22 protein-coding genes are annotated in these 21,874 nt (G+C 68.1%); 16 read left to right on the forward strand and 6 right to left on the reverse strand.

The annotated features are described in order from the left end of the window. The first annotated feature begins 42 nt into the window (after positions 1–42). Complete coding sequence (locus tag ACFPM7_RS22840; protein ID WP_378249768.1) at positions 43–906, forward strand: S41 family peptidase; 864 nt, start codon at positions 43–45, stop codon at positions 904–906. On the opposite strand, the gene ACFPM7_RS22845 is transcribed toward ACFPM7_RS22840, so the two are convergent. Then, positions 891–1,856: a helix-turn-helix transcriptional regulator gene (locus ACFPM7_RS22845; protein ID WP_378249769.1), complete on the reverse strand. Its 966-nt coding sequence runs from the start codon at positions 1,854–1,856 to the stop codon at positions 891–893. The genes ACFPM7_RS22840 and ACFPM7_RS22845 overlap by 16 nt on opposite strands. A gap of 61 nt (positions 1,857–1,917) precedes the next feature. On the opposite strand from ACFPM7_RS22845, the gene ACFPM7_RS22850 reads away from it, so the two are divergent. The 3 genes from ACFPM7_RS22850 (at position 1,918) to ACFPM7_RS22860 (ending at position 4,914) form a co-directional block, all read left to right on the forward strand. After that, complete coding sequence (locus ACFPM7_RS22850) at positions 1,918–2,313, forward strand: RidA family protein (protein WP_378249770.1); 396 nt, start codon at positions 1,918–1,920, stop codon at positions 2,311–2,313. A 500-nt stretch (positions 2,314–2,813) separates the two neighbouring features. Beyond that, a complete protein-coding gene (locus ACFPM7_RS22855; protein ID WP_378249771.1) occupies positions 2,814–3,590 on the forward strand; it encodes a hypothetical protein in 777 nt (258 codons plus the stop codon). A gap of 133 nt (positions 3,591–3,723) precedes the next feature. Next, entirely contained in the window at positions 3,724–4,914 is a 1,191-nt protein-coding gene (locus ACFPM7_RS22860; RefSeq protein WP_378249772.1) for a protein kinase family protein, read from the forward strand. 147 nt (positions 4,915–5,061) lie between these two features. On the opposite strand, the gene ACFPM7_RS22865 is transcribed toward ACFPM7_RS22860, so the two are convergent. The 3 genes from ACFPM7_RS22865 to ACFPM7_RS22875 form a co-directional block, all read right to left on the reverse strand. Continuing rightward, complete coding sequence (locus ACFPM7_RS22865; RefSeq protein WP_378249773.1) at positions 5,062–5,931, reverse strand: helix-turn-helix domain-containing protein; 870 nt, start codon at positions 5,929–5,931, stop codon at positions 5,062–5,064. After that, entirely contained in the window at positions 5,928–6,794 is an 867-nt protein-coding gene (locus ACFPM7_RS22870; RefSeq protein WP_378249774.1) for a Scr1 family TA system antitoxin-like transcriptional regulator, read from the reverse strand. Before ACFPM7_RS22870 ends, ACFPM7_RS22865 begins: the two co-directional genes overlap by 4 nt. A 426-nt stretch (positions 6,795–7,220) precedes the next feature. After that, on the reverse strand, positions 7,221–7,664 hold the full coding sequence (locus ACFPM7_RS22875; RefSeq protein WP_378249775.1) for an Imm1 family immunity protein: 444 nt from the start codon (positions 7,662–7,664) through the stop codon (positions 7,221–7,223). A 315-nt stretch (positions 7,665–7,979) separates the two neighbouring features. Here ACFPM7_RS22875 and ACFPM7_RS22880 point away from each other — a divergent pair, with 315 nt between their 5' ends. The 5 genes from ACFPM7_RS22880 (at position 7,980) to ACFPM7_RS22900 (ending at position 12,896) form a co-directional block, all read left to right on the forward strand. Beyond that, positions 7,980–9,374, forward strand: a complete 1,395-nt coding sequence (locus ACFPM7_RS22880) for a helix-turn-helix domain-containing protein (RefSeq protein ID WP_378249776.1) — start codon at positions 7,980–7,982, stop codon at positions 9,372–9,374. Positions 9,375–9,622: 248 nt separating this feature from the next. Further along, entirely contained in the window at positions 9,623–9,862 is a 240-nt protein-coding gene (locus ACFPM7_RS22885) for a hypothetical protein (RefSeq protein ID WP_378249777.1), read from the forward strand. Positions 9,863–10,071: 209 nt separating this feature from the next. Further along, positions 10,072–12,204 carry a hypothetical protein gene (locus ACFPM7_RS22890; RefSeq protein WP_378249778.1) on the forward strand — a complete coding sequence of 711 codons (2,133 nt, stop codon included), beginning with the start codon at positions 10,072–10,074 and terminating at the stop codon, positions 12,202–12,204. Between the two features lie 218 nt (positions 12,205–12,422). Further along, complete coding sequence (locus tag ACFPM7_RS22895; protein WP_378249779.1) at positions 12,423–12,626, forward strand: hypothetical protein; 204 nt, start codon at positions 12,423–12,425, stop codon at positions 12,624–12,626. 30 nt (positions 12,627–12,656) lie between these two features. Further along, positions 12,657–12,896 carry a hypothetical protein gene (locus ACFPM7_RS22900; protein ID WP_378249780.1) on the forward strand — a complete coding sequence of 80 codons (240 nt, stop codon included), beginning with the start codon at positions 12,657–12,659 and terminating at the stop codon, positions 12,894–12,896. A gap of 60 nt (positions 12,897–12,956) precedes the next feature. On the opposite strand, the gene ACFPM7_RS22905 is transcribed toward ACFPM7_RS22900, so the two are convergent. Next, positions 12,957–14,525, reverse strand: coding sequence for a recombinase family protein (locus ACFPM7_RS22905; protein WP_378249782.1), 1,569 nt, complete (start codon positions 14,523–14,525; stop codon positions 12,957–12,959). A gap of 290 nt (positions 14,526–14,815) precedes the next feature. Here ACFPM7_RS22905 and ACFPM7_RS22910 point away from each other — a divergent pair, with 290 nt between their 5' ends. Beyond that, the gene (locus tag ACFPM7_RS22910; RefSeq protein WP_378249847.1) at positions 14,816–15,679 is read left to right on the forward strand and encodes a proteasome assembly chaperone family protein; all 864 of its coding nucleotides are present in this window, start codon (positions 14,816–14,818) and stop codon (positions 15,677–15,679) included. A gap of 441 nt (positions 15,680–16,120) precedes the next feature. After that, positions 16,121–17,038, forward strand: a complete 918-nt coding sequence (locus tag ACFPM7_RS22915; protein WP_378249783.1) for a GNAT family N-acetyltransferase — start codon at positions 16,121–16,123, stop codon at positions 17,036–17,038. Here the strand turns inward: ACFPM7_RS22915 and ACFPM7_RS22920 are convergent. Beyond that, entirely contained in the window at positions 17,035–17,448 is a 414-nt protein-coding gene (locus ACFPM7_RS22920) for a nitroreductase family deazaflavin-dependent oxidoreductase (RefSeq protein WP_378249784.1), read from the reverse strand. The two genes, ACFPM7_RS22915 and ACFPM7_RS22920, sit on opposite strands and share 4 nt — an antisense overlap. A 260-nt stretch (positions 17,449–17,708) precedes the next feature. Between ACFPM7_RS22920 and ACFPM7_RS22925 the strand changes: the two genes are divergently transcribed. The 5 genes from ACFPM7_RS22925 (at position 17,709) to ACFPM7_RS22945 (ending at position 21,871) form a co-directional block, all read left to right on the forward strand. After that, positions 17,709–18,779 carry a sensor histidine kinase gene (locus ACFPM7_RS22925; RefSeq protein WP_378249785.1) on the forward strand — a complete coding sequence of 357 codons (1,071 nt, stop codon included), beginning with the start codon at positions 17,709–17,711 and terminating at the stop codon, positions 18,777–18,779. Continuing rightward, positions 18,772–19,842 carry a hypothetical protein gene (locus ACFPM7_RS22930; RefSeq protein ID WP_378249786.1) on the forward strand — a complete coding sequence of 357 codons (1,071 nt, stop codon included), beginning with the start codon at positions 18,772–18,774 and terminating at the stop codon, positions 19,840–19,842. The genes ACFPM7_RS22925 and ACFPM7_RS22930 overlap by 8 nt, the downstream gene beginning before the upstream one ends. Continuing rightward, positions 19,827–20,477, forward strand: a complete 651-nt coding sequence (locus ACFPM7_RS22935; protein WP_378249787.1) for a response regulator transcription factor — start codon at positions 19,827–19,829, stop codon at positions 20,475–20,477. The genes ACFPM7_RS22930 and ACFPM7_RS22935 overlap by 16 nt, the downstream gene beginning before the upstream one ends. Positions 20,478–20,581: 104 nt before the next feature. After that, complete coding sequence (locus tag ACFPM7_RS22940; protein ID WP_378249788.1) at positions 20,582–21,421, forward strand: peptidoglycan DD-metalloendopeptidase family protein; 840 nt, start codon at positions 20,582–20,584, stop codon at positions 21,419–21,421. A gap of 9 nt (positions 21,422–21,430) precedes the next feature. Beyond that, entirely contained in the window at positions 21,431–21,871 is a 441-nt protein-coding gene (locus ACFPM7_RS22945) for a GH25 family lysozyme (RefSeq protein ID WP_378249789.1), read from the forward strand. Positions 21,872–21,874: the final 3 nt, after the last annotated feature.

Consider the following 21,874-nt stretch of genomic DNA (forward strand, 5'->3'; position numbering starts at 1 on the left):
GGACTGTTGCCGCTTGCGCAAGCCTCCGGTTTCACTCGTCCCGTGCTGACCCGACTGCGCGACCTCGTCCGCGACCGCTACGTCCTCGCCGAGGACGCCCCGTCCATCGCCGACGGCCTCACCGGCCTCGACCTGCGCGACCTCGATCCCGCCGCCACCGCCGAGCGGCTCACCCGGCACCTGCAGCGGGTCAACCACGACCGCCACCTGCGTGTCCGCCACCGCCCTGACGGTGCGGCCACCGGCTTCTCCAGCGACGCCTACCGCGCGCTGCACGAGGCCGAGGCCCGTCGCAACGCGGGCGGCGTCGAACGCGTCCACCTCCTCGGCGACGGCGTCGGCCTGCTGCGCATCGCGCCGTACCTCTCCCCCGTCCACCTGGCCGAGCCCCACATCCGGGCGGCCTTCACGCTCCTGTCCGCGGTCACCGGCCTGGTCATCGATCTGCGCGGCGGCCGCGGCGGCACCCCGTCGACCGTCGCCCTCCTCTGCGGCCACCTCCTCGGCGAGGAGCCTGTCCACCTCCAGGACATGGCCCAGCGTGTGGGAACACCCCACCAGTTCTGGACCACACCCGCCGCCGTCCGGGTGCAGGCGCCCGTCCGCGTCCTCACCAGCCGGGAGACGTTCTCCGGCTGCGAGGAACTCGCCTACAACCTCCAGGCCCTCGGCCGCGCCACCGTCATCGGCGAGACCACCGGCGGCGGCGCGCACCCCGTCGAGGCGATCGCCCTGACCGACGTCCTGGAGCTGCACCTGCCGGTCGCCCGCTCCGTCAACGCCGTCACCGGCACCAACTGGGAGCAGGTCGGCGTGGTCCCCGACGTCCCGTGCGCGGCCGAGGATGCCCTGGGCATCGCTATCGAAGACCTGGCCATGAAGGACCTCGCTCAGGAGTCCCCGTAGCGCTCGACGATCTCGACGGCCTTGTCCCGCAACGACGTCCGCAACCACCGCGGCTCCACGACCTCCGCGTCCCGGTCCAGCTGCCACAACGCCCATTCCGCGTGCCGGGCGTCCTGAAAGGCCAGTTCCATCCGCACCCACTCGCCCCCTTCCTCCCCCAGAACCGCCACCGCCGTGCCCACCACCTCCGCCCGCCGCTCCGCCCGCACCCGAGCCACCACGACAACCAGCTCCCCACCACCCCGGAAACGCTCCCCGCGCTCCCGCCACACCCGCTCCAAGTCGACCTCGTCGGCCCGCTCCGCGGGCTCGGCGAGTTCCTCGGCCGCCAGCACCCGGGACAGCCGGTACGTGCGGTCCTCTCCTTCCCTCGTCGCCAGCAGGTAGGCCAGCCCGCGAACCGTCACCAACCCGATCGGGTCGACGGTCCGCCACCGAGCCCCCTGCCCCGAAGCCGCGTACCGGATACGCAGCTTGCGCCCCCCGAACACCGCCCGCCGGACCTGGGCCACCACCGCGTCGGACACCTCCTCCCCACCCTGCCGCCGCGCGAGCAGATCCACCTCCGGCTCCACGAGCAACCGCCCCACCGCCCCCACCGCCACCTCGCGGTGCCCTTCGGGCAGCGCATCCACCACCTTCACCATCGCCGAAGCCAACGCCGCCCCCAACCCCAGCCCCTGCCCACCCTTCCGCGCCCCCGCGACAAGCAACGCCAACGCCTCGTCATGGTTCAACCCGGTCAGCTCCGTCTGGAACCCGGGCAACAACGCGAACCCACCCGACCGCCCCCGCTCGGCGTAGACCGGCACCCCCGCCGCCGACAACGCCTCCATATCCCGCAACACCGTCCGCGTGGAGACCTCCAGCTCCCGCGCGAGCCGAGCCGCCGGCATCCGCCCGTGCCGCCGCAGCAACAGCACCAGCGAAACCAGCCGATCAGCACGCACCCCGGAACCGTACCGAATACCTGACAGAGGATGTCATGTATACCCAGGCACCCTCCCTCCCATGGAACGAACCCCGATCAACCCGTGGCAGTGGTCAACCGCCCTCGGCTACAACCAGGCAGAACTGATCACCGCCCCCACCCGAACCCTCTACTGCGCCGGCCAAACCGCCATGAGCCCCGACGGCACCCCCCAGCACCCCAACGACATGGCAGCCCAACTCGCCATGAGCCTGGACAACCTGGAGGCCATCCTCACCGCAGCCACCATGACCCTGAAGAACCTGGTACGCCTCACCGTCTACACAACCGACGTGGACCTCCTGTTCCAGCACTACGCGGTGCTGGCCTCCAGACTGGCGGCGGCAGAAGCAGCCCCACCCACCACCATGCTCGGCGTAACCCGCCTGGCCCTCCCCCCACTGCTGATCGAACTAGAAGCAACCGCAGCCGCCTGACACTCCCCCCTCCCACGGCACACCCCCACCACCCGGCACCTGGCGCCAACCAACCGACACCCACCACCTATCAGTACTGGTCGCAGCCCCGCACACAGTGTCCGATGGGGTGGATTCGCTTCGGTGGAGGAATCAGTCAATAGATACGTAACCGTGACTTTGGGGTGTCTGCGAAGCCGGACATGGGCTGTGCCCGTGACGGGCTAGTGCTGCGTCTCAGAACGTTGCTCTTGGCGCGCACTGGCCGCACACGCGGGTGAGACCGGGCTTGACCCGGCACCCGCGCCACGCGGGCGGTCAACGGTCAAGCCGTCGCCGCACCGACCGCCGGTGCTACCAAAGCTCTGAGCCGGGCTCGCCGAGCGCGACCGGAATCGCCACCGTGACAAAGGGGTGGACTCCTCTCCCGGACGTGCCGAGCGGATCGGAGTCCGGCTCCGTACGGTTCGCTGCCGGGAATGGTCCTTCCGGGCTGGCACGGTCTCTGGTTGTATTGACCGGTGCTGATGGCGTCGCAGGCAGCTGCCGAATCGGGTTGGAACATAGCCGCCGTATGGGTGTCCGTGGGTGGCGTCGTGGTCGCGGCTGTCATCACCGTGTGGGTGACCCGCCGCTACTCGCGGAAGCGGCGGAACCTCTTCTACAGTGTCATGGCAGTGCCGATCGTGCCGCCGGTCAGTCGCCCTCTCCGAGGGCAAGTGGAAGTGCTTGTGCGCCGTCTGGGCACAGACGAGGTGTTGAAAAGTCCGCACATGGTCACGCTGACGATTCGTAGCCGAAGCGATGAGGACATCACTCCAAGCTGTTTTCATGCGGAACCACTGAAGTTCATCTTCAACGCTTCTGTCGTAGCCCTGGTGGGAAACGAGTCCGAACCGGGGCGTCTAGGTGTTTCTGCGCCCGAAGTGGAAACAGCAGACAATGCTCTGTGCATCAAACCTAGCTTGATCACCGCGACGCATAGGCTCAGCTACACATTGCTGACCGAGGGCAGTCCTCGGTTGGGGGTGAGCGGGTCGCCTGCGAATGTTGTTCTGGCCGACGAATCACGCCACTCGGAAATCAATCTCTCCCGCCTTGAGTTTAAAGCTTTCTCTATTGTCACTGTAACACTCTTGGCGGCTTATCCTGCAACCTTGTTCGGCTTGCAAGGATCTCCCGAATGGTTGCAGGTCGCAGCGATAAGCCTGATTGCGGTCGGGTCTTTGATTACGATAGCCTACGCAATCCGTCTCATCGTGCGCGGGTTTAAGCAGGTTTCATACCGAAAGTTCTAGTGACTTCCAGCGCCGGGGTGCCGTATCGGCACGTGTGAGCTGACCATCCGGCTCCGTGCGGTGGTCGTCTTGGGTCCGTCGGTGTTCTTCGAGGTCGGTGCGCAGACCGGGTTGGAGTGGGATACTGCGGTGCATGGTGCGCGTGGACCTTGTGCTGGCTGACCTCAATGACAAGTACGGCCACTGGATGGACGTTGCGCCTGCGTTCAGGCGCATATATGAGGGTGAAGACCCCCGGCTGCGAACGATCTTCGCTTCTTTCCATGAGCGCTTGAACGCACTGCTTGCGTTTATGAATGAGAAGAACCGTGTCAACAAGCACTACAACGCCGAGGACAGTCGTCAACTTCTGGACCTCATCGATGAGATGGACGAGGTACGTGAAGCACTAAAGAGCGTAGACTTGGACTTTACCCTCGCGCAGATCTACCAGGCCGTGCTCGATCAATGCCAGGAGTTTCTTGTCCGCTCTGGCGGTAGCACCATCCCGGATGACTTCCCCATAATTAAGGTTGAGCGCTACGAGCCTGTCTTTGTTACTACCGATTCGGCGATGGCCAGCCGGGCAAGCACGGGAAAGCGGTTCGATCTTCAACTGATCGGCGAAGGGTCGTACGCCATCGTGCACAAGTTCTTCGACGATGAAGCTGGGTTATGGTTTGCTCGCAAGAAGGCCAAGGCCGGGCTTACAGACAGGGATCTAGCGCGGTTTAGGGGCGAGTACAAGGTACTAAAATCTTTGAACTTTCCCTACATCGTAGAAGCCTACCGCTACGATAGGGCGGCGGAGTGCTACACGATGGAGTATTGCCACTCGACACTTGACGCATTCATCACCAGGCACAATAACAGCTTAGGATTCTCCACGCGCAAGCGTATAGCTCTCCAACTTCTCTACGCGCTACACCATCTGCACAGCAAAGGAATTCCGCACCGCGATATTAGCAAGCGCAACATTCTACTCAAGGAATACGAGCACCCCGTGGTCACGGTCAAACTTTCCGACTTCGGTCTTCACAAAGACCCGAGTTCAGAGTTGACCCACACAGGATCGTCCATGAAGGGGACAATCATCGACCCTACTTTGGACCGGTTCAAAGACTTCGACATCCTTGCTGAGATCTACGCCATTGGTCACGTTTTATCGTTCATCTTTACTGGTCGAAAGTCCATCAATGGTGCGCCCGAGAAGATTCGATCAATCATCAGCCGATGCACTCACACTGACACCAGGATAAAACGCTACCCATCGATAGGGGCGGTGATTACCGACATTGACGAACTCGCCCCTGCCGACTGGAAACCCACAAAACACCGTCGCTAGTGCTGCGTCACGCAACCTTGATCGGGTAATGGCTCCAGGTGCGGATGGGTGAGTCGGTGGCGAAGCCGGTCTTGGGTCTGGTTGGGGCATTGCGCCAGCGGATGTCGGCGACGATCGGGGCCTTCTCTACGAAGGCAACATGCGGCGCTACGCCTGCCTAAGCGCAATCAGCGACCGTCGATCACCGCCCAGCCGCGCCCGCACCTGTCGTATGTAGGTGCCGGTGTCGGCTGTTGAAAGGGCGACGTGGCGCAGACGTGTGGTGTGTCGGTGGTAGGTCTCGGATTCGGGGCCGTGCAGGAACACGCTGCTGCGGTGCAGACGGATGTGGGCTACGGGTGGGTCGTCGGGAAAGGCGAGAAGGGTCCAGGAATGCCCGGACAGGCCCACCGCGTCCGTTGCGCGGACAACCCTCACCCCGACACCCCTGTTGGCGGCCTCGGCGAGATGCCGCAACTGCTCACCCAACACCGCAACCCCGCCGTGTGGAGTGTGAAGCGCGGTCTCATGAATGTAGGCCGTGTAGTCGGTGCTTCCGAGCGCGTTCTGGCGGTCGTTGCGGGCGGCCCAGTGATCTTCCGCCTCGTCCGGCGGGTGACCGTCGGCGATCATCGCGGCAATGCCGTAACCCTGGGTGTGTAGAAGGCTGGGTATCGCGATTGTCGACCATGAGGTGACTGCAGCGGCGCTGGTTTCCAGGCTGGACAAGGCCGTGTCCGGCGACATGCCGGTGAACGGTCGCACCCACTGTCCAAAGTGGTGGATGTCAGCGCGGACTTCGTTGATCAGCTCGGATCGTTGGGCGGCGGGCACGCCGTAGAGGGTCAGGAGTACGGCGACGTCTTCGATCTCGATATGACGTCGGCCGTTCTCCGTGCGGCTCAAAGTGGCGGATGAGATCTGCGCGGCATGAGCAGCGTCCATCAGGTTCATGGTGGTGTGCTGGCGACGCAGGGTGCGCAGCAGTGCCCCGAGCAGACGATCACGCGCCTGCGGTGGTCGGCGGGGGCCGCTCATACCGTCACCTCGTCTCGCAGGGCACCGTCACGGGCGTGGGAGGCAGTCAGGTCGGTGATCCGGTCACGGGACCGCTGTTCGTCCAGCGCGGCGGTGAACAGCGCATCGAAGGTGTGTTCGTACTTCCCGGTGAGAGCAGGGTCGGTGAAGTAGCGGCTCTCCACGTCGTTCTCCTGGTAGGCCACCGTCCAGTCCGGGGACCGGAACACGCAGAAGCTCGCCCGCGCACGGCCCGGCAAGGCCGCGCTGTTCGGGAGCAGCCGAACCGACACGTCAGGCAACAGGCTGGCTTGAACCAGGTGGTGTAGCTGTTCCGCCGGGACTGGAGCGCCCACGGAGTCGTCCAAGACGGACTCAGCGACAATCCACCGCACCCTGTCGCCGAACTCTCCTATGGTCGGCCGCCAGGATTCACATGGGGACAACCCGGACAGGTCGTTGACCGCACGGAACCTGCGGTCATAGGACGGCAACCGGAGAAGCGGCGCGATATTGGCGGTGTCTAACACATCCATTGACGACGCGCGGGATTCCAACGCCAACGACAATGCGCCGTCGCGAACCACCCATCCCGCCGTGCTCACGTGGTCCCGGGCTGCGCCCGTGCCGCTGCGGGCGATGTCCAGCACCGTGGACAACGCGCTTGTGCGGTGAGACGCGCCGAGAAACGACAGGATCAGTTCCAGCGCCGCGCGGCTGGGCAGGTTCTTTCCGGCCATCATCTGACTCACTGATGCGCGCGTCACCCCCAATCGGGAACCGATATCAACATGCCTCGCACCCGCCCGCGCGCACCACATGCCCAGTTCGAAACTCAGAAACTTTCGCGCCGCTACCGGGCAGATGTCGATGACCTCCGCCATTCACCTGCCTCCGTCCACGTTCGCGGCACTTGTCTTGGGCAGCCACACCCGCCGCTTCTCACGATCCACGGGGAACGTCGCGAAATCAGGCGGCACAGGAAAGATCAGTTCCAACTCGTCGCCTGGCGGCTCTCGGCTGAGAGCCCAGCGAAGAACCCATAGCGACGGGCCGTGGTAAGGGCTGCCCAGAACGTGATCGGGAGCGAACGGGTCCATACCGTCCCGCCGGGGTGTCCGATAGGACAGAGCCGCAATCTCCGACCACATCACCACCACATCCACAACCGTAGGCAAGCGCAGGTATGCGCCAACAGCGCTCACAGGCTCACTGAACGCGACAACACACCACCTACGCACATTCAAAGCCTCAAGACACATGTCGATGTCTCTACCGAACTCCTGATCGACAATCGCCACGATAACCTCTCAGTAGATATCGAACGGACGCCATGCGATCGATGCGGGGCGACGCCGCGTGTTCAGCCACTCTATGAGCGCCTTTCGCGCATCCCCGATCAAGATCGCCGCAGTTCGCGGGAACACCGTCCCCGATTCTCCGTTGAACACCAATGAAACATCCGGCAAGGGGCGGTCGGGATTGTAGGAGTTTGCGACCACCATCTCGGCATCATCGTGGTCCATGTAGTTGATGGCCGCGTAACCTGATGACGGTTTGACGCTGACCCTCACCTGATGATTCGGATAGGGTCCACCACCCTTTGATGTTCGGAACTCGACATCGCCGATGCACAGGATGGTCTCCCAGTTCTTATGTTCGATCGCGAGGATGTGATCCATCAGGTCGATACTTTCCTGTAGGCCGCGAGTCGTGCGTGCAATTCCAGTCGAGAGAGATGCCGTGACGATCATCGTTCACGCAGCGGCGAGAACTGGTGCGACATGATGCCCTGCCTTCTTGGGTGCGACTGGCGGTTGTGCGCGAATCCACTGTTTCGAGCACCCGCGGCCATGTCCATTCATTGATTGAATCGCATCATTCAAGGCTTGAATGATGCACGTCTTGTTGGCACAGCTTGTGTCTGGTGGTGCGTCCGTTGGTGTCTGGGTACTCTGGAGTTGCAGATGAGAGCCACGGCGTAGGGCGAGGGGCGGATGGAGGCTCAGAGCGGACTGCCGGCAGGGCCGCAAAATCGGCGCTGTGCTGGCTGTGGCGCGGTTCTCGCGTTGGACAACACAGCGCGCTTGTGCAGCCGTTGCCATCGGGAGCAGCGAGATCAACTCCGCACACCGCCGGTCCAGCTCCGAGACGAGTTCTTCGAGACCGATCAGTTTCAAGCGGCATTCCAAAGCCAGGACATCGGCAAGGTACTCAAGGCGTATCGGAACCATCCGCGCTATCTGCAACTCTTTGGCAAGCCGATGAGTCAAGAACTACTTGGCCGCTGGCTCGGCTTGAACCAAGGGCAAGTCAGTAAGCTTGAGAACGCAAAGCCGCGCCCCGAAGACAATTTGGGAACTCTTCGCCACATCGCGAAGACGCTGCATCTCCCGGCACGTCTCCTGTGGTTCTCGTTGGCCGAACAAGGAAACTTCAGTCCGATTGGAGCTACTTCCGGTCCCGGGGACGGCAAGGGCCAAGCCGGTGACCGCGATGATCTGTTGATCGCTCACACTGGGATGGACACCCTGGAGCTTCTGCGGCGCGTCCGCGCGTCCGCTATCAGTTCAGCGACAGTCGATGCGCTGGGAATCACCATCGAACAGCTTTGCTGTGACTACTCGCACGGCGATGCGAGCCAGTTGATCGTTACCGGCAAGCAGTGGCTCGGGAACATGACCGAACTATTGGGCAATCGGCTCACTCTCTCGCAGCACCGTGAGATTCTTCACAATGCCGGAATGCTCGCCCTCCTAGTTGGATGCCTTGAGTACGACCTGGGTGATGCACGGTCGGCTGAAGCCACCCGTCGGATGGCTCTGGAACTCGGGCGGGAAAGCGGCGATCCAGGAATCATCGGGTGGGCTCACGAGATGTTGGCCTGGTTTCACCTGACGGCTGGCAATTATCGCGCGGTGATTCCCGCAGCCGAGTCGGGAACCCTGGCCGCACCTTCTCATTCCGTGTCTGTTCAACTTTTTGGCCAGCAGGCCAAGGCGTACGCGCGCCTCGGAATGCGCGAGGAAGTTCACGCTGCCCTGGAAAGGGGTCGCGAACTGCTGGACCGACTTCCTTATCCGGAGAACCCTGCGAACCATTTCGTAGTCGACCCCGACAAGTGGGACTTCTATGCAATGGACACCTACCGCATAGTCGGCCAAGACGATCTGGCTAAGAGGAACGCCGAAGAGGTCATCCGACGGAGCCGGAACCCCGACGGGTCGCTGAATGCTCCGATGCGCAACGCGGAGGCTCAGCTAACCCTCGCAGTTGTGGCCGCCAGGCAGGGCGAAACCGACGAGGCGAGCAAGATCGGACTTCGAGCGCTCCAGAACGAACGCCAAAGCCGCCCCTCGCTGCTCATGGTGGCCACCGAGCTTTCCAACGAACTCGAAACCTACGGCGCTCGATCAGGCACGGAGTTCCGCGAGATGCTCCGTGAGCTCAAGCGGACAACCTAGACGCACTGCGCATCATTACGATCATGGGCATCCCGATGCACTGTCCGTCGACAGGTCGATATTCCCTCATGGGATAATTATTCCCGTTTGAAATACTGACCAGGGTCGCCTTGAGAGTGACCTGCGAGTATTCGGCGCGTGAATCGTCCATTCAAGAACTGACATAGGCCATTTCGGTCGTTGGCCGCCTACTTGGTGGTGCGGCTCGCAATCCGCGAGTCGGTACCTCCAAGTAGGAGCCAACTAACATGATCGAACGCTGGGAATCTCTCCAGGCCCGCCTGTTCCACCTGGGCTATCTGGGAGAAGAGTTGGAGGCGGTGGCCGCTTGCCCGGATCTGGGCGGTTGGCTGTATCGCCAGGTCGCCGATGAGGCTGCGAAGGTCGCTCGGGTCGCTGAGGCATACGCGGATGCGTACGAGTCGGCTGCGGCGTACTACGCGGACGCTGAGGCGGTCGTGTGGTGGGGCAGTGGTGATGCCCGATGAGCGGAAGTCGGGGTCATCGGGGGTCGTTGCCGGGTCGTGAGGCGCGGCGTGGGCCGCGTGTGTTGTCGGCCCGGCACACCACGTCTCGTCGGGCGGGTCGACGTGGCACGCCGGAAGCGCGTCACCGGGTGGTGCTGGCAGTGAGGCCCACCGGGCCGCGCGCCCGGTCTCGGGTCGTGTTGGCGGTTCGCGCGCTGGTGGTGCGGGCCGTGGCGTGGCTGGTGTTGGTTGGTGTGGGTGTACGTCATCGGGTGTCGCGTGCGTACGTGTCCTGGGTGACGTACTGGCCCGCGCTGGCCTATCTCGGTATCGCGGGCCGGGCGCTCGCCCGGTGGCAGGGGTGGCGTTGGCTGGCCACCGCCGCAAGGCGAACGGCACGGCTGGTCTGGACTGGCGCGCGGCGGGTGCTGGTGCCGCTGTGGCGGTGGGCCGGTCCGTGGTGCCGGGATGCTGGCGCGTGGCTGGTGCACATCGCCCCCCGGCTTGCCGCGCGGCTGGCGTGGCGCGGTGTGCGGGTCGCGGTGTGGTGGCTGGCCGTGCGTGGTATGCCCGGTGTGGTCCGGTTGTCGGGCTTGGCCGTGGTGGGTGCGGGTTGGCTGCTGGCTCGGATCGGCCGTTACGTGCTCGCCTATCGCGACTATGGGCCGCTCGTTCGGGAGCTGGAGGTGGAGGGGGCGCGGGCGCACCGGGTGAAGCAGGCGCGGGATGCCTGGCGCCGGACGGCCTACCGCCGCCTGACTCTCGTGACGCTGCTGTGTGGCGGGCTCGCGCTCGGGGTGTCGGCGGTGGTGTCCCGTCACGGCGCTGCCGCCGGGTGGGCCGCCGCCCTGACCGGGTGGGCGGTGCTCGCGGGGATCGGCCGTGCTCGTAGGCCGCGCTCGGACCGACCCGGTATGCCCGCCATGCCGGAGCCGGACCCGACGGAGCCGTTCCCGATCGCGGACGCCCACACGCGCGCTCAGGCGGCCGACTGCGTGTCCCGCGCGGTCACCGCCGAAGGGATCGAGCTGCGCGCGGTGGAGAGCGCTCAACGGCGTGCGTGGGGGTGGGAGACGGCCGTGGTGCTGCGCAAGGGCACACCAGCCGGGCTAGTTGCCAAGGTGGCCGAGTTGGAGACCACGCTCGATCTCCCGTCCGGGGGTGTGCTGGCTGCGCCTGATCGGGCGCGGCGGGCGCGGGTGGTGCTGCGGCTCGCCGAACGTGACCCGTTCGCTGGCATCGCCCTGGCCCCCGATCACCCGCCAGCCTCGTTGTCGCTGCGTGATCCGCAGACGGTAGGGGTTCGCATGACCGGGGAACCGCTGCGCCTGTCCCTGCTGGGGGTACACGGGGTGGTGATCGGCGGTCCGGGGTCGGGCAAGTCGCAGACTCTCCGCACGCTGGCCGACGCGGTGTCCGCCTGTGTTGACGCGGTGGTGTGGGATCTCGACCCGGCAGGCAACGGGCTGGAAGTCCTCGGGGGCGCGGTAGCTCGCTCCGAGCGGGACGCACGCGGCGTCGAAGACGCACTTGCCGAAGCGTTGGCGATGGCGGAGGCACGGCCGAAACTGTTGTCTGGCCTGGGAATGGGTGACGCCTGGGACGTGTCCGCGGAACGTCCCGCGGTGATCGTGTTCTGTGACGAGTACCCGCGCCTGAGCGACCGTGCGAAGTCGCTCGCGGTGGATCTGATTCGGGTCGGTCGCAAAGCCCGGGTGACGGTGATCCTGGCATCCAGCGAGGCCACCTCCGACACCTTGGGCGCGGCGGTCGCGGAGTTCACCGCGCTCAAGGTCATGCACGCCTGCCGTCACGCCGACGTCCGGCTCACGTTGGGCGCGAACATGGTCGCCGAAGGGTGGCGGCCGGACCGGCTCAACCCCGCTACCGGCGAGAGCCCCGAGGACGCCGGGGTGTGCTACGTGCACGCGGCCGGAGCCCGTGACCCCATCCTCAACAAGATCAGTTTGGTTCCCTCAGGCCGGGCCAAGGTCAACGGCAGCCACAGGGCCGCACGCGGCCTGCCACGGATCGATGTCGCCACCCGGGACGCGGCGCGGGCGTTGACGCCGGCGGCCGTTGCGGATGGTTCGGCAGAGCCGGTGGATCAGGCGGGAGTGGCGGACGTGCTGGCCGCGTTCGGCGCGGATGATCGTTTGTGGACAGACACGCTCCTGTCTCGACTTGCTGATGTGGACGGCCGGTACCGGGGGTGGACTGCGGAAGATCTGGCCGGCGTGCTCGCGCCGTTGGGAGTGCGGTCAGCTCAGGTCAAGATCGGGCAGCGCAACCGCAACGGCTACCGCCGCGACCCGATCCAGGGGGCATGGGAAGGCCGGCGGTCGCGGGGTGAGCAGCCGTGACCGGCCCTGCCGACACCGCCGGGATGGCCTCTACCCGGGTCTACCCGGTAGAGGCGGGTAGACCCGCCGGTAGACACCCGGAAACCAGCCCTGACCTGCCCAGTAGGCAGGTAGACCCTCTCTGGCGGGAAGGGGGTGAATACATGCCATTCCACGCTGAAACCGCCCACGCGGCCCACACGCTGGCTGCTGCCCCTACCGGGGGCGGGGGTCAGGTGGTGGTGATCGCCGTGCCGTTGCTGCTGCTGGCGTTGATCGTGTACCTGTGCCGCCACCACCGGCATAAGCCCAGCACCGCGCTGCTGGGTTGCCTCGCCGGAGTCCTGCTGGCCGGGACCGCGATCGGGGCCGGTCTCGCCAACGGCGCGGCCGACCTGATCACCTCCGGCTTTTCCGCTCTGGGCTCCCTGTTCACCGACTGAACCACGCACGGACCAGCAGCCCGAGAGGGGGTGAGACACACGACCAACACCGAGCACAGCGACCAGCGCCACGGGGACACCCACAACGACAGGAGAGAGCAGTGGGAACACGACACCAACCCCGACGGTCACAGCGGCTACATGGCCACGGAGACGTTTCAGCGGTGGGCGCGTCTCTGTTCGACGTTGCCGCCGATGACCCGTGAGGACATCGCCGCCGTGGCAGCCATAGCCCGCCACATCGACACCACCCGCCAACACAGAAAGTGACCACACGAGCCGAGGGCCGACCGCACGTCAGCGGTCGGCCCTCGGCCTGTGTGCGCCCGGCTAGGTGGACCTGGTGTCGGCACCCCGCCGGAACGGCTCGCAGGGCCGCATCCGGGACGGGTCGAACCGGTTGCGGAGCGGCCCGGACGGATCGACCACCAGCCAAGTCGCGTCCCCCAACGCACGGGCGAACAACGCTCGACGCCCCGGCAGGTCACTGTCCTCCCAACGGGCCTCCCACTCCTCCACCGCCTCCGCCCGCGTCGCGGTCTCATCCGACGGGGCGCTCAACAAGGCGTCCAGTTCCGTGGTCGCCGCCGTGTGGTCCCGGGCCAGCGGCTCCATCGCCTCATCGAACGCCGCCAGGGTCATCTTCCGCACCCCCAACCGGCCCGACAGCGACTTCTGAATCGTCTCGATCGTGCTCAGCGTGTCCTGTAGTTCGGCGATCCGCTCGCTGCGGCGCGCGCTGCCCCTGGCCAGTTCAGCGGCGCTGGCCGGGTCGCTCAATCGCGCCAACGCGAAGCTCTTGATCTCCCGATCCGCGCCCCGGGCATCGATGTTGATCTTCCCGCAGCCCCCATGCCGAGACGAACACATGTACCGCCGCCGCTTCTCCCCATCGCTGTAGAGGCGCTGACCGTCATTGCGGCCGAACATCTTCGCCCCACACACCCCACACCGCAGCAGACCCGACCCCAGATACCGCAGCCCCACCGGCGGACCGCTCTTGCGGCTGGTGACCAACGCCCGGAACCGCTCGAACACCTCCGGAGCGATCAGCGGCTTGCCCCGCACCCGACCGACGACCACGCCGTCGTGTTCGATGATCCCGGCCAGTTCCGGCCGCAACAGCGTGGTCTTGACCGTAGTGGCGATGAACCGTTGCCCGGTGGAGGTCCGCAACCCCGCCTCGTTCCACCGACGGGCGTACTCACCCAACGAGATCCCCGCCAGATGTCCCCGAATCGCATCCTTGATCGCCGCCCGTTCCTTCGCGATCAACGCCTTCGACACTGGCAAACGCTCCCCGTTAGGACCGGTGCCGTGTCCGGGAGGCTCCAACCCCGAGAACCCCACACGGCGACGGCCCCCGGTATGCGCCCGACCCCGCTCCCGCATCCCCTGAAACCGGCGCTTCAACCTCCGCGACGTGTCATCACTGGACTTCGCCGCTTGCGCCACCTCAATCCGCAAGATGAACCGGTCATCCGAGTTCGCCAGGTTCCGCGCGCCATGAGCGGACAAGATCACGAACCCGCGTTCGGCCAGGTCGATCAGGCGCTCCAGGTCCTTCGGCTGCCGGAACAACCTGTCGGTGTGCCACACCGCGCACCCATCCGACTCACCCGACTCCACCCGCTCCAACAACCGCTCGAAGTCCGGCCGCCGCACCCCGCGCTTCCACGCCGACAGACCGTCATCCAACTCAAGCCCCACCACCGCACCCGCAGCGGCGATCACCCGACGGTTGTCCGTGTGCTGGTCGTCGATCTTCTCCAACTCGCCTGTCTCCGGCACCTGCGACAGCCGCGCGTAGGAGTCCAACACCAGCGCTCGTGCTGGCCGCTTCCTGTCCTGGTGTCGGGTGGAGCGGGTCCGCTTCGCCTGTTTCCCCTGGTCAGCCATGCCGGACACGATACGTACCCAACAGGTGCTTCGCCTGGGGGAGAAAAGCATCGCCGAAGCGAATTCACCCCATCGGACACCCCCCAGCCAACCCGACCACCCGGCCAAGCCGCCAACGAAGGGACCACCCCCTAAGCACCCACCAACCCCCTCTGGCATGGTGTGACCGCTTCGGCGCCGACCCGCAAGCCGCCCGAAACACCCCGGGAATAGCCAGCGGCCCACCGGTGCTGAACCGAAGAGCAGGCGTGTCGATAACGTGGAGGTAGCCCGTGTCAGACCCGGAGGACATGGTTGAGATCGACTCCGATGTCCCGGATCTCGACGGGGTCGTGCTCCTGCACCACTTCGACGGGTTCATGGACGCCGGAGCGGCCGGAGCCACCGTCGTGTCCCACCTGCTCGACGTGTTCGAGCACCGGACAGTCGCCCGGTTCAACGTCGACTCCCTGGTCGACTACCGCGCGAGACGTCCCACCATGGTCTACGACTCCGACCGCTGGACCGAGTACAACGCCCCCGAACTCGTGGTCCGCCTGGCCCACGACGCGGCGGGCACCCCGTTCCTCCTGCTCACCGGCCCCGAGCCCGACCGGGGCTGGGAGGCCGTGACCGCGGCGGTGCTGGCGCTGGTCGAGCGGTGGGGCGTGCGGCTGGCGGTCAGCGCGCACGGCATCCCGATGGCGGTCCCGCACACCCGCGAGCTGAAGGTCATCTCCCACGGGACGCGGCCCGAGCTGGTCACCAGCCAGTCGCCGTTCGGCCGGGTCCAGGTGCCGGGGCACCTCTCGGCACTGGTGGAGTTCCGCCTCGGCGAGGCGCGCCGCGACGCCGTCGGCTTCGCCGCCTGCGTGCCGCACTACCTCGCGCAGAGCACCTACCCCACGGCCGCTCTGGCGCTCATCGCGGCGCTGACGGCCGCCACCGGCCTCGACGTCCCGACCGACAGCCTGCGGGAATCCGCCCGGCAGGCCGACGCCGAGATCGCCCGCCAGGTCTCGGAGTCCGACGAGGTCGCGCACCTGGTCGAGAACCTGGAGCAGCAGTACGACGCCCAGCAGTCCCTCCTGGCCGACGGCGACCGCGTCCCCAGCGCCGACGAACTGGGCGCCGAGTTCGAGCGGTTCCTCTCCGAGCAGCCCCGCGACCGCTGACGGCGGACAGACGACGAGGGGCCGGGCGCTGGGGCACCGCCCGGCCCCTCCCCCGTCTACGCGGGGAGCGGGGTGACCTCGAACGTCGCCCGGTAGTCGTTGCCCTCGATGAGGGTGTAGTACTCGACGCCCTGCCAGGAGAACTGCCACGGTGCGGCGTCGCGGGGTCCGCTACCCGGGTGGGCCGCAGGGGTACCCGGTGTTCGTCGACGGAGTCCGCGCGGTGCACGGTGAACCAGCTGACCCCGTACACCTGCAACCCGGCCACGGGCGCGGTCAGCACCTCCGGGACCGTGGCCTTCAGCCGGGCGGTCTCCGGGGCGCAGGCGCCCACGCAGGTCGTGCACAGCGACGCGCGGGTCGTGGACACGGCGGCCAAGGCGGGCGTCAGCCTCGCCTCCCGCCCGCCGCCTACACCGTGCAGTGCTGGGCAGGCAGCGCGTGGACGGCGGCACCCAACCAGGTCAGGTCCCCGGGGACCCGGTGGGCAACTACAACCGGGTGACCTTCGGCCCCGTCACGGCGCAGCGCGTGCGCGTGCTGCTGACCCACCAGGGTGCGCGCCGCCGTCGCGGCACTCGGCTACCGCCGCAACAACGCGGCGCGCTCACGGACCGCGGCACGACCCCGCCACCCGTCGTCCACACCGACTGGTCCCCGGCGACCGGTTACGCGGCGGGCGCCACCCTCGCCCGCGACCCGGACGTCACCGCGACGGTGCGCCAGGACTTCAGCGCCGTCGCCGGCCTGGCCTCGGGCCTCCTCGGTAGACGACAGCCCCGTTCCTCTCCGGGACCTAGGCTGAGCGGCATGGGCGAACTCGTGGCGCTGCGTCCCCTGGTGGAGCGGGATCTGGACCTGCTGGAGCGTCTGCACGGCGATCCCGGCGAAGCCGGGGAGTTCGGCTTCTTCGGGCACCGGAACCCCGGGGTGCTGCGTCGGCAGTGGGCCGAGGTCGGCTTCCTGACCGACAAGGGTGGGCGGCTGGCCGTGGTCGGGGAGGACGATCGGTTCGTCGGCGAGGTGCAGTGGCGGGAGGTGTTCCAGGGGCCCGCCTCGCCCTGCTGGAACATCGGGGTGGGTCTGCTCGCGGCGGAGCGGGGGCACGGGCACGGCACCCGGGCGCAGCGGCTGCTGGTCGACTACCTGTTCGACCACACCAAGGCCAACCGGGTGGAGGCATCGACCGAGCGGGCGAACGTTGCCGAGCGGCGGGCGCTGGAGAAGGCCGGGTTCACTCGGGAGGGTGTGCTGCGCGGGGCGTGCTTCCGGGCGGGTGCGTGGCGGGACATGGTTCTGTACGCGGTCCTGCGCTCGGACATCACCGAAGCCGCCCCCGTGGCGAGGCCCGCGGACTAGCGGGCGCGCGGTTCGAGGATGACCACGGGGATCGTGCGGTCGGTCTTCTTCTCGTAGTCGGCGAAGCCGGGGTAATCGGCTTTCTGCTTCTCCCAGATCGGGCTTCGCTCCTCGTCCCCGGCCACCCGGGCCGTGACGGGGCGGGTTTCGGTGCCGATCTCGACGGTGGCTTCCGGGGTCGCCACGAGGTTGTGGTACCAGGCGGGGTGGACGTCCATGCCCGCGTAGCTGGCGAAGACGGCCACGCGGCCGTCGCCGAGGTCCTGGTACATCATCGGGTGGAGTCGTCGCTGGCCGGACTTGGCTCCGGTGCTGTGCAGGAGCAGCAACGGCGCGCCCGCGAAGTTGCCGCCGACCTTGCCGCCGTTGGCGCGGAACTCCTCGATGACCGCCTTGTTCCAGTCGCTCACTGCTGGTCCTCCACCCGGTTGTCCGACGTCGGTGCCCCCGGATTCTCGCCCGTCGGCGAGGTGACGTCGAGGTGGCCTGGCTCGCCGCCTCGGTCCGGGACGAGATCCGCCGAAGCATCCCAGCAGCTAAGCGAACTTCGCCCCGCCGCGCCAACACGGTCGATCTTCGCTGCTCCAGCCGCAAGGCAAGGGCTCCGGAGCCTGTTCCCGCGCGATCGGGAGTCCTTCGGCGGACCGCACTCCGTTGCTAGGGTCTCCCGGTGCCGGGTTCCGGGCGGGGCGACGTCGAGGCGGCGTTCGCGTTGTCGGCGCGGCGCTTCGCCGCAGCGGTGCGCGGCTGTGTGGTGGTGCTGGTCAGCGCGTTCGGTGTGCTCGGCGTGTCCGTTCCCGTGGCGGTGTTCGGGGTTGTGGTGGCCGGGGCGGCGGTGGACTGGTGGGTCGCGGTGACCGGGCGGGCGGCGTGGGCGGGGTTGGCGGCGGCCGTGCTGCGGGTGGTCGTGGTGTGCTGGGCCGCGGGGCAGTCGGAGTGGGCGCTGCAGGTGGTGACGATGACCGCGATCACCGTGCAGTGGGAGTGGCGGGCGCGGGTGGCTGTGCCCGTGGCAGGGCTGCTGCTGGCGGTCCACCTCGCGACCGGTGGGGGCGGGGTTGCTGTCGTGGTGCGGGTGGTGGTCGAGTGCGCGCTGGCCCGGCTCGGGTTCGCGCTGGCGCGGCGGTCGAGTCGGCGGGTGGACGAGCTGCGGGTCCGGCGGGCGGAGCTGGACCTGGCCGAGTCGACGTCGGTGGCGCGCAGGCTGCGGGAGCGGGAGTACCTCGCCCTGCTGCACGACACCGCTTCCTCGACGTTCCTGCTGGTCGCGGCAGGCGGAGCGGACGTGTCGAAGGAGAAGGTGGCCGAGTACGCCCGCCACGACCTGTCCGTGCTGACGAGCGAGCCGCCGGAGAGCCGGGGCCCGGTCGACCTCGGCGCTTCCCTCGCGGTGGTGGTGTCCCGCGTCCCGCTCGCTGTCGACGCCCGTCTGCCGGGCGGGGTGCTCGTGCCCGCACCGGTGGCGCTGGCCGTGGTCCGGTCGGTGCGGGAGGCCCTGTCCAACGTCGTCCGGCACGCCGGGGTGGGCGACGCCCAGGTCGAGGCCCGCGCCGGCGGCCGCGGCGTGGTCGTCACCGTCACTGACACGGGACGGGGGTTCCGGGCAGAGGAAGTGCCGTCCGCCAGTCGTGGCATCCGGGGGTCGGTCGTCGAGCGCATGGCCGCGGTCGGGGGACGCGCTGCGGTCACCTCCCAGCCAGGACGCGGGACGACCGTGCGGCTGGAGTGGTCCGGTGCGTGAGCGTTCCGCCGTCGAGGTGTACGCCACCATGCGGATCGCGCTGCTCGTGGTGGCGCTGGGAGTCCAGTTCGGACTGTGCGCGCGGCAGCTGGGCGGCGGGAGCCATGTGCTGTCGTGGAGCGCGTTCATCGTGCTGGGCTGTGTGAGCGCGCTCTGCGTGCCGTGGGTGGTGCGCGGCCGGGCGTTGCCGGGGGTGGTCGTCGCGGTGGGGGTGCCTGCGTCGCTGGCGGCGGCGTGGTTGGCGTCGGGCGTCGTGCCGGACGGCCTGCGGTTCCAGGCCGTCGACTGGGCGTTCGGGCTGGTGGGGTGGCATCTCGTGCTGGTGCTCCTCGACCGGGTGCCGGTGCTGCTCGCCGCGATGGGCGCCCACCTCGGGGTGAGCGCGGTCCAGTTCCTGCCCGCACCGGTCGCCGAGGTGGGCGCGGCGGGGTCGGTGGTGTTCGGGGCCGTCAGCCTGCAGCTGGCGGTCGTGGTCATCACCCGGATGTTGGCGCGCAGCAGGGCCGAGGCGGTGGCGGCGGCAGCCGAGCACGATCGGCAGGCCGCGCGCGTGCGCCACGCCGAGCAGTGGGAGTGCGAGCAGCGCACGGCGTTCGCCGGGCGGCTGGGCGCGGTGCTGCCCCTGCTGGCCGACCTCGCCGACGGGGTGCTCGACCCGCGCGAGGAGGACACCCGGCGGCGGTGCGCGCTCGCCGCGACACAGCTGCGCAGGCTGTTCGCCGAGCACGACGAGGTCCCCGACCCGCTCGTCCACGAGATCACCGCGTGCGTGGTGGTCGCGGAACGGCGGGGACTGGAGGTGTCGCTGGCGGTCGGCGGCGTGCCCGCCGACGTCCCCGCCGAGGTGCGCCGCGCGCTCATCGGCCCGGTCGCCGCGGCACTGGCGGCAGCACGGGAGCGGGCGAAGGTGAGCGTGCTGCGCACCGGCGACGACGTGCGGGTGGCCGTCGTCGGCGACGCCCGGATCGACGATGGGACGGCCGCCGGGATCGCCGGGGTGGAGGTGTCGCGCGGCGCTTATGGTGACCTCGTGCGGACGGAGACCAGGTGGCGCAGGAGCTGAGCGCGGTCGTGATCGATGACCACCCCGCCGTGCGCGACGGGGTGGCGCAGTGGCTGGCCGCGGGCCTGCCCGCTATTCGGGTCGTGGCCACCGGGGGCGACGTCGGCGCCGCGTGGGTCGGGGCGGGCGCCGGTGCCGACGTGGTCGTCCTCGACCTGCACCTGGGCGGACCCGCCCCGGCCGAGTCCGACCTCGCCAGGCTGGTCCGGGCCGGGCGGCGGGTCGTCGTCTACTCGATGCGCGCCGACGCCGCCACGGCGCTGACGTGCCTGGAGGCGGGCGCGCTGAGCTACCTCACGAAGGCGGAGGGGGCCACGCACCTCCGCGCGGCCGTCGCCGCCGCGGCGGCGGGGCGGACGTACACGCCGCCTTCGCTGGCCGGAGTGCTCGCCGGGGACAGTTCCCCGCGCAGGCCGGTGCTCTCCGCACGCGAGACCGAGGTGCTCATCGAGTGGTTCCAGTCGGAGTCCAAGGAGTTCGTGGCCCAGCGGCTGGGCATCTCGCTGAGCACGGTCAACGCCCATCTGGAGCACATCCGCGTCAAGTACGCGACCATCGGCCGCGAGGCCCCGACCAAAGCGGCGCTGGTCGCCAGGGCGCTGCAGGACGGCCTGGTCCGGCTGGAGGACCTCTGAGCGGACCGCTGCGCCGAACGGCCGTCGGTCGATCACCCGATGTGGGTTATTCCCCACCCTTCCTACCGTCGTGGCGACAGAGTCGGTGGAGGCGGGAGTCGGCGATGACGGGCGACGGTGTGACCAGGCGGACCTTCCTGTGCGGAACGGCGGCCCTGTGCGGAACGGCGGCGGCGGGTGCGGCGACCGCGCTCGGCGCGACGGCGGCGCACGCCGCCGCCGGCTTCTACAACCCGTTCACCGGGTACCCCCTCACCGGCACGTGGGAGGAGCACATCAGGCGCGGCTCGCTCGGCGGCATCGACTACGGCATGGGCGTCGGCACCCGGCTGCCCGCCGCGGGCGGCGGCGTCGTCACGAACATCCCGAACAACGGCACCGGCGGGCACACGGTGACCATCCAGCACGACAACGGCTACCGCACCCAGTACATGCACCTGTCGCAGTTCCTGCTGGGCAACGGCACCAGGGTCGGAATGGGGGCCGTCGTCGGGCTCTCCGGCGGCGCGGCAGGCGCGCCGGGGTCCGGCAACTCGACCGGGCCGCACCTGCACTGGCACATGATCAGTCCAGGCGGCACCCGGATCAACCCGCTGACCTACATCGGCGGCGGCGGTGGCGGTCTGCCGAAGACGACGACCGAGCAGGACGGCGTCCCCGGGACGATCATGTGGAAGCGCGCCCAGAACTGGCTGCGCGCCGAGCAGGGCTACACCGGACCGATCGACGGAGTCCCCGGGGTCAACACCTACGCCGCCCTGCAGCGCGGCGTGCGGGCCTACGGGTACACCGGACCGATCGACGGCGTCCCGGGAGTCAACACGTGGGCCGGGGTTCAGCGGCTGGCGGCGCGGTGGGGCTACACGGGACCGATCGACGGGGTGATGGGCCCCAACTCGTGGCGGGGCTTCGCCAGGTTCGTCAACCAGGACAAGTACAGCTAGGGGGCCGTGATGCTGGTGCAAGCGGTCGTCGCGGCCGGGCACGCCACCTCGGTCACCGGGCCGGTGCCGCCCGGCCTCGCCACCGGGGTGGACGTGTCCACCTGGCAGGCGGGGATCGACTTCGGCCAGGTGCGGGCGGCCGGGCACACCTTCGCCATCGTCAAGGCGGGTGGCTCGCCGCCAGCGGAAGGCCCGTACACCAGTCCGCACTACGCCAACCAGGTCGCCGGGGCCCGCTCGGCGGGCCTGCGGGTGGGGCACTACTGGGTCAGCGGTGACTTCTCCACCCCCGTGCGGGCCGCCGACCACTTCGTCGCCAACCTGCACGACTACCGCCGCGGCGATGTTCTGTCGATCAGCTGGGGCTACCGGGGACCGATCGACGGCGTGATGGGGCCGAACTCCTGGCGCGCCTTCGCCCGGTTCGTCAACCAGGACACCTACGACTAGAGG

Origin of the sequence: Actinokineospora guangxiensis (assembly GCF_042657845.1) — a bacterium.
GTDB lineage: Bacteria > Actinomycetota > Actinomycetes > Mycobacteriales > Pseudonocardiaceae > Actinokineospora > Actinokineospora guangxiensis.

What these genes read in the sequence shown, in the direction of transcription:
- ACFPM7_RS22850 (WP_378249770.1), top strand. Translation starts at nt 1,918, where the DNA reads ATGGAACGAACCCCGATCAACCCGTGGCAGTGGTCAACCGCCCTCGGC.
- ACFPM7_RS22885 (WP_378249777.1), top strand. Translation starts at nt 9,623, where the DNA reads ATGATCGAACGCTGGGAATCTCTCCAGGCCCGCCTGTTCCACCTGGGC.
- ACFPM7_RS22945 (WP_378249789.1), top strand. Translation starts at nt 21,431, where the DNA reads ATGCTGGTGCAAGCGGTCGTCGCGGCCGGGCACGCCACCTCGGTCACC.
- ACFPM7_RS22905 (WP_378249782.1), bottom strand. Translation starts at nt 14,525, where the DNA reads ATGGCTGACCAGGGGAAACAGGCGAAGCGGACCCGCTCCACCCGACAC.
- ACFPM7_RS22940 (WP_378249788.1), top strand. Translation starts at nt 20,582, where the DNA reads ATGACGGGCGACGGTGTGACCAGGCGGACCTTCCTGTGCGGAACGGCG.
- ACFPM7_RS22865 (WP_378249773.1), bottom strand. Translation starts at nt 5,931, where the DNA reads ATGAGCGGCCCCCGCCGACCACCGCAGGCGCGTGATCGTCTGCTCGGG.
- ACFPM7_RS22870 (WP_378249774.1), bottom strand. Translation starts at nt 6,794, where the DNA reads ATGGCGGAGGTCATCGACATCTGCCCGGTAGCGGCGCGAAAGTTTCTG.
- ACFPM7_RS22910 (WP_378249847.1), top strand. Translation starts at nt 14,816, where the DNA reads ATGGTTGAGATCGACTCCGATGTCCCGGATCTCGACGGGGTCGTGCTC.
- ACFPM7_RS22875 (WP_378249775.1), bottom strand. Translation starts at nt 7,664, where the DNA reads ATGATCGTCACGGCATCTCTCTCGACTGGAATTGCACGCACGACTCGC.
- ACFPM7_RS22860 (WP_378249772.1), top strand. Translation starts at nt 3,724, where the DNA reads ATGGTGCGCGTGGACCTTGTGCTGGCTGACCTCAATGACAAGTACGGC.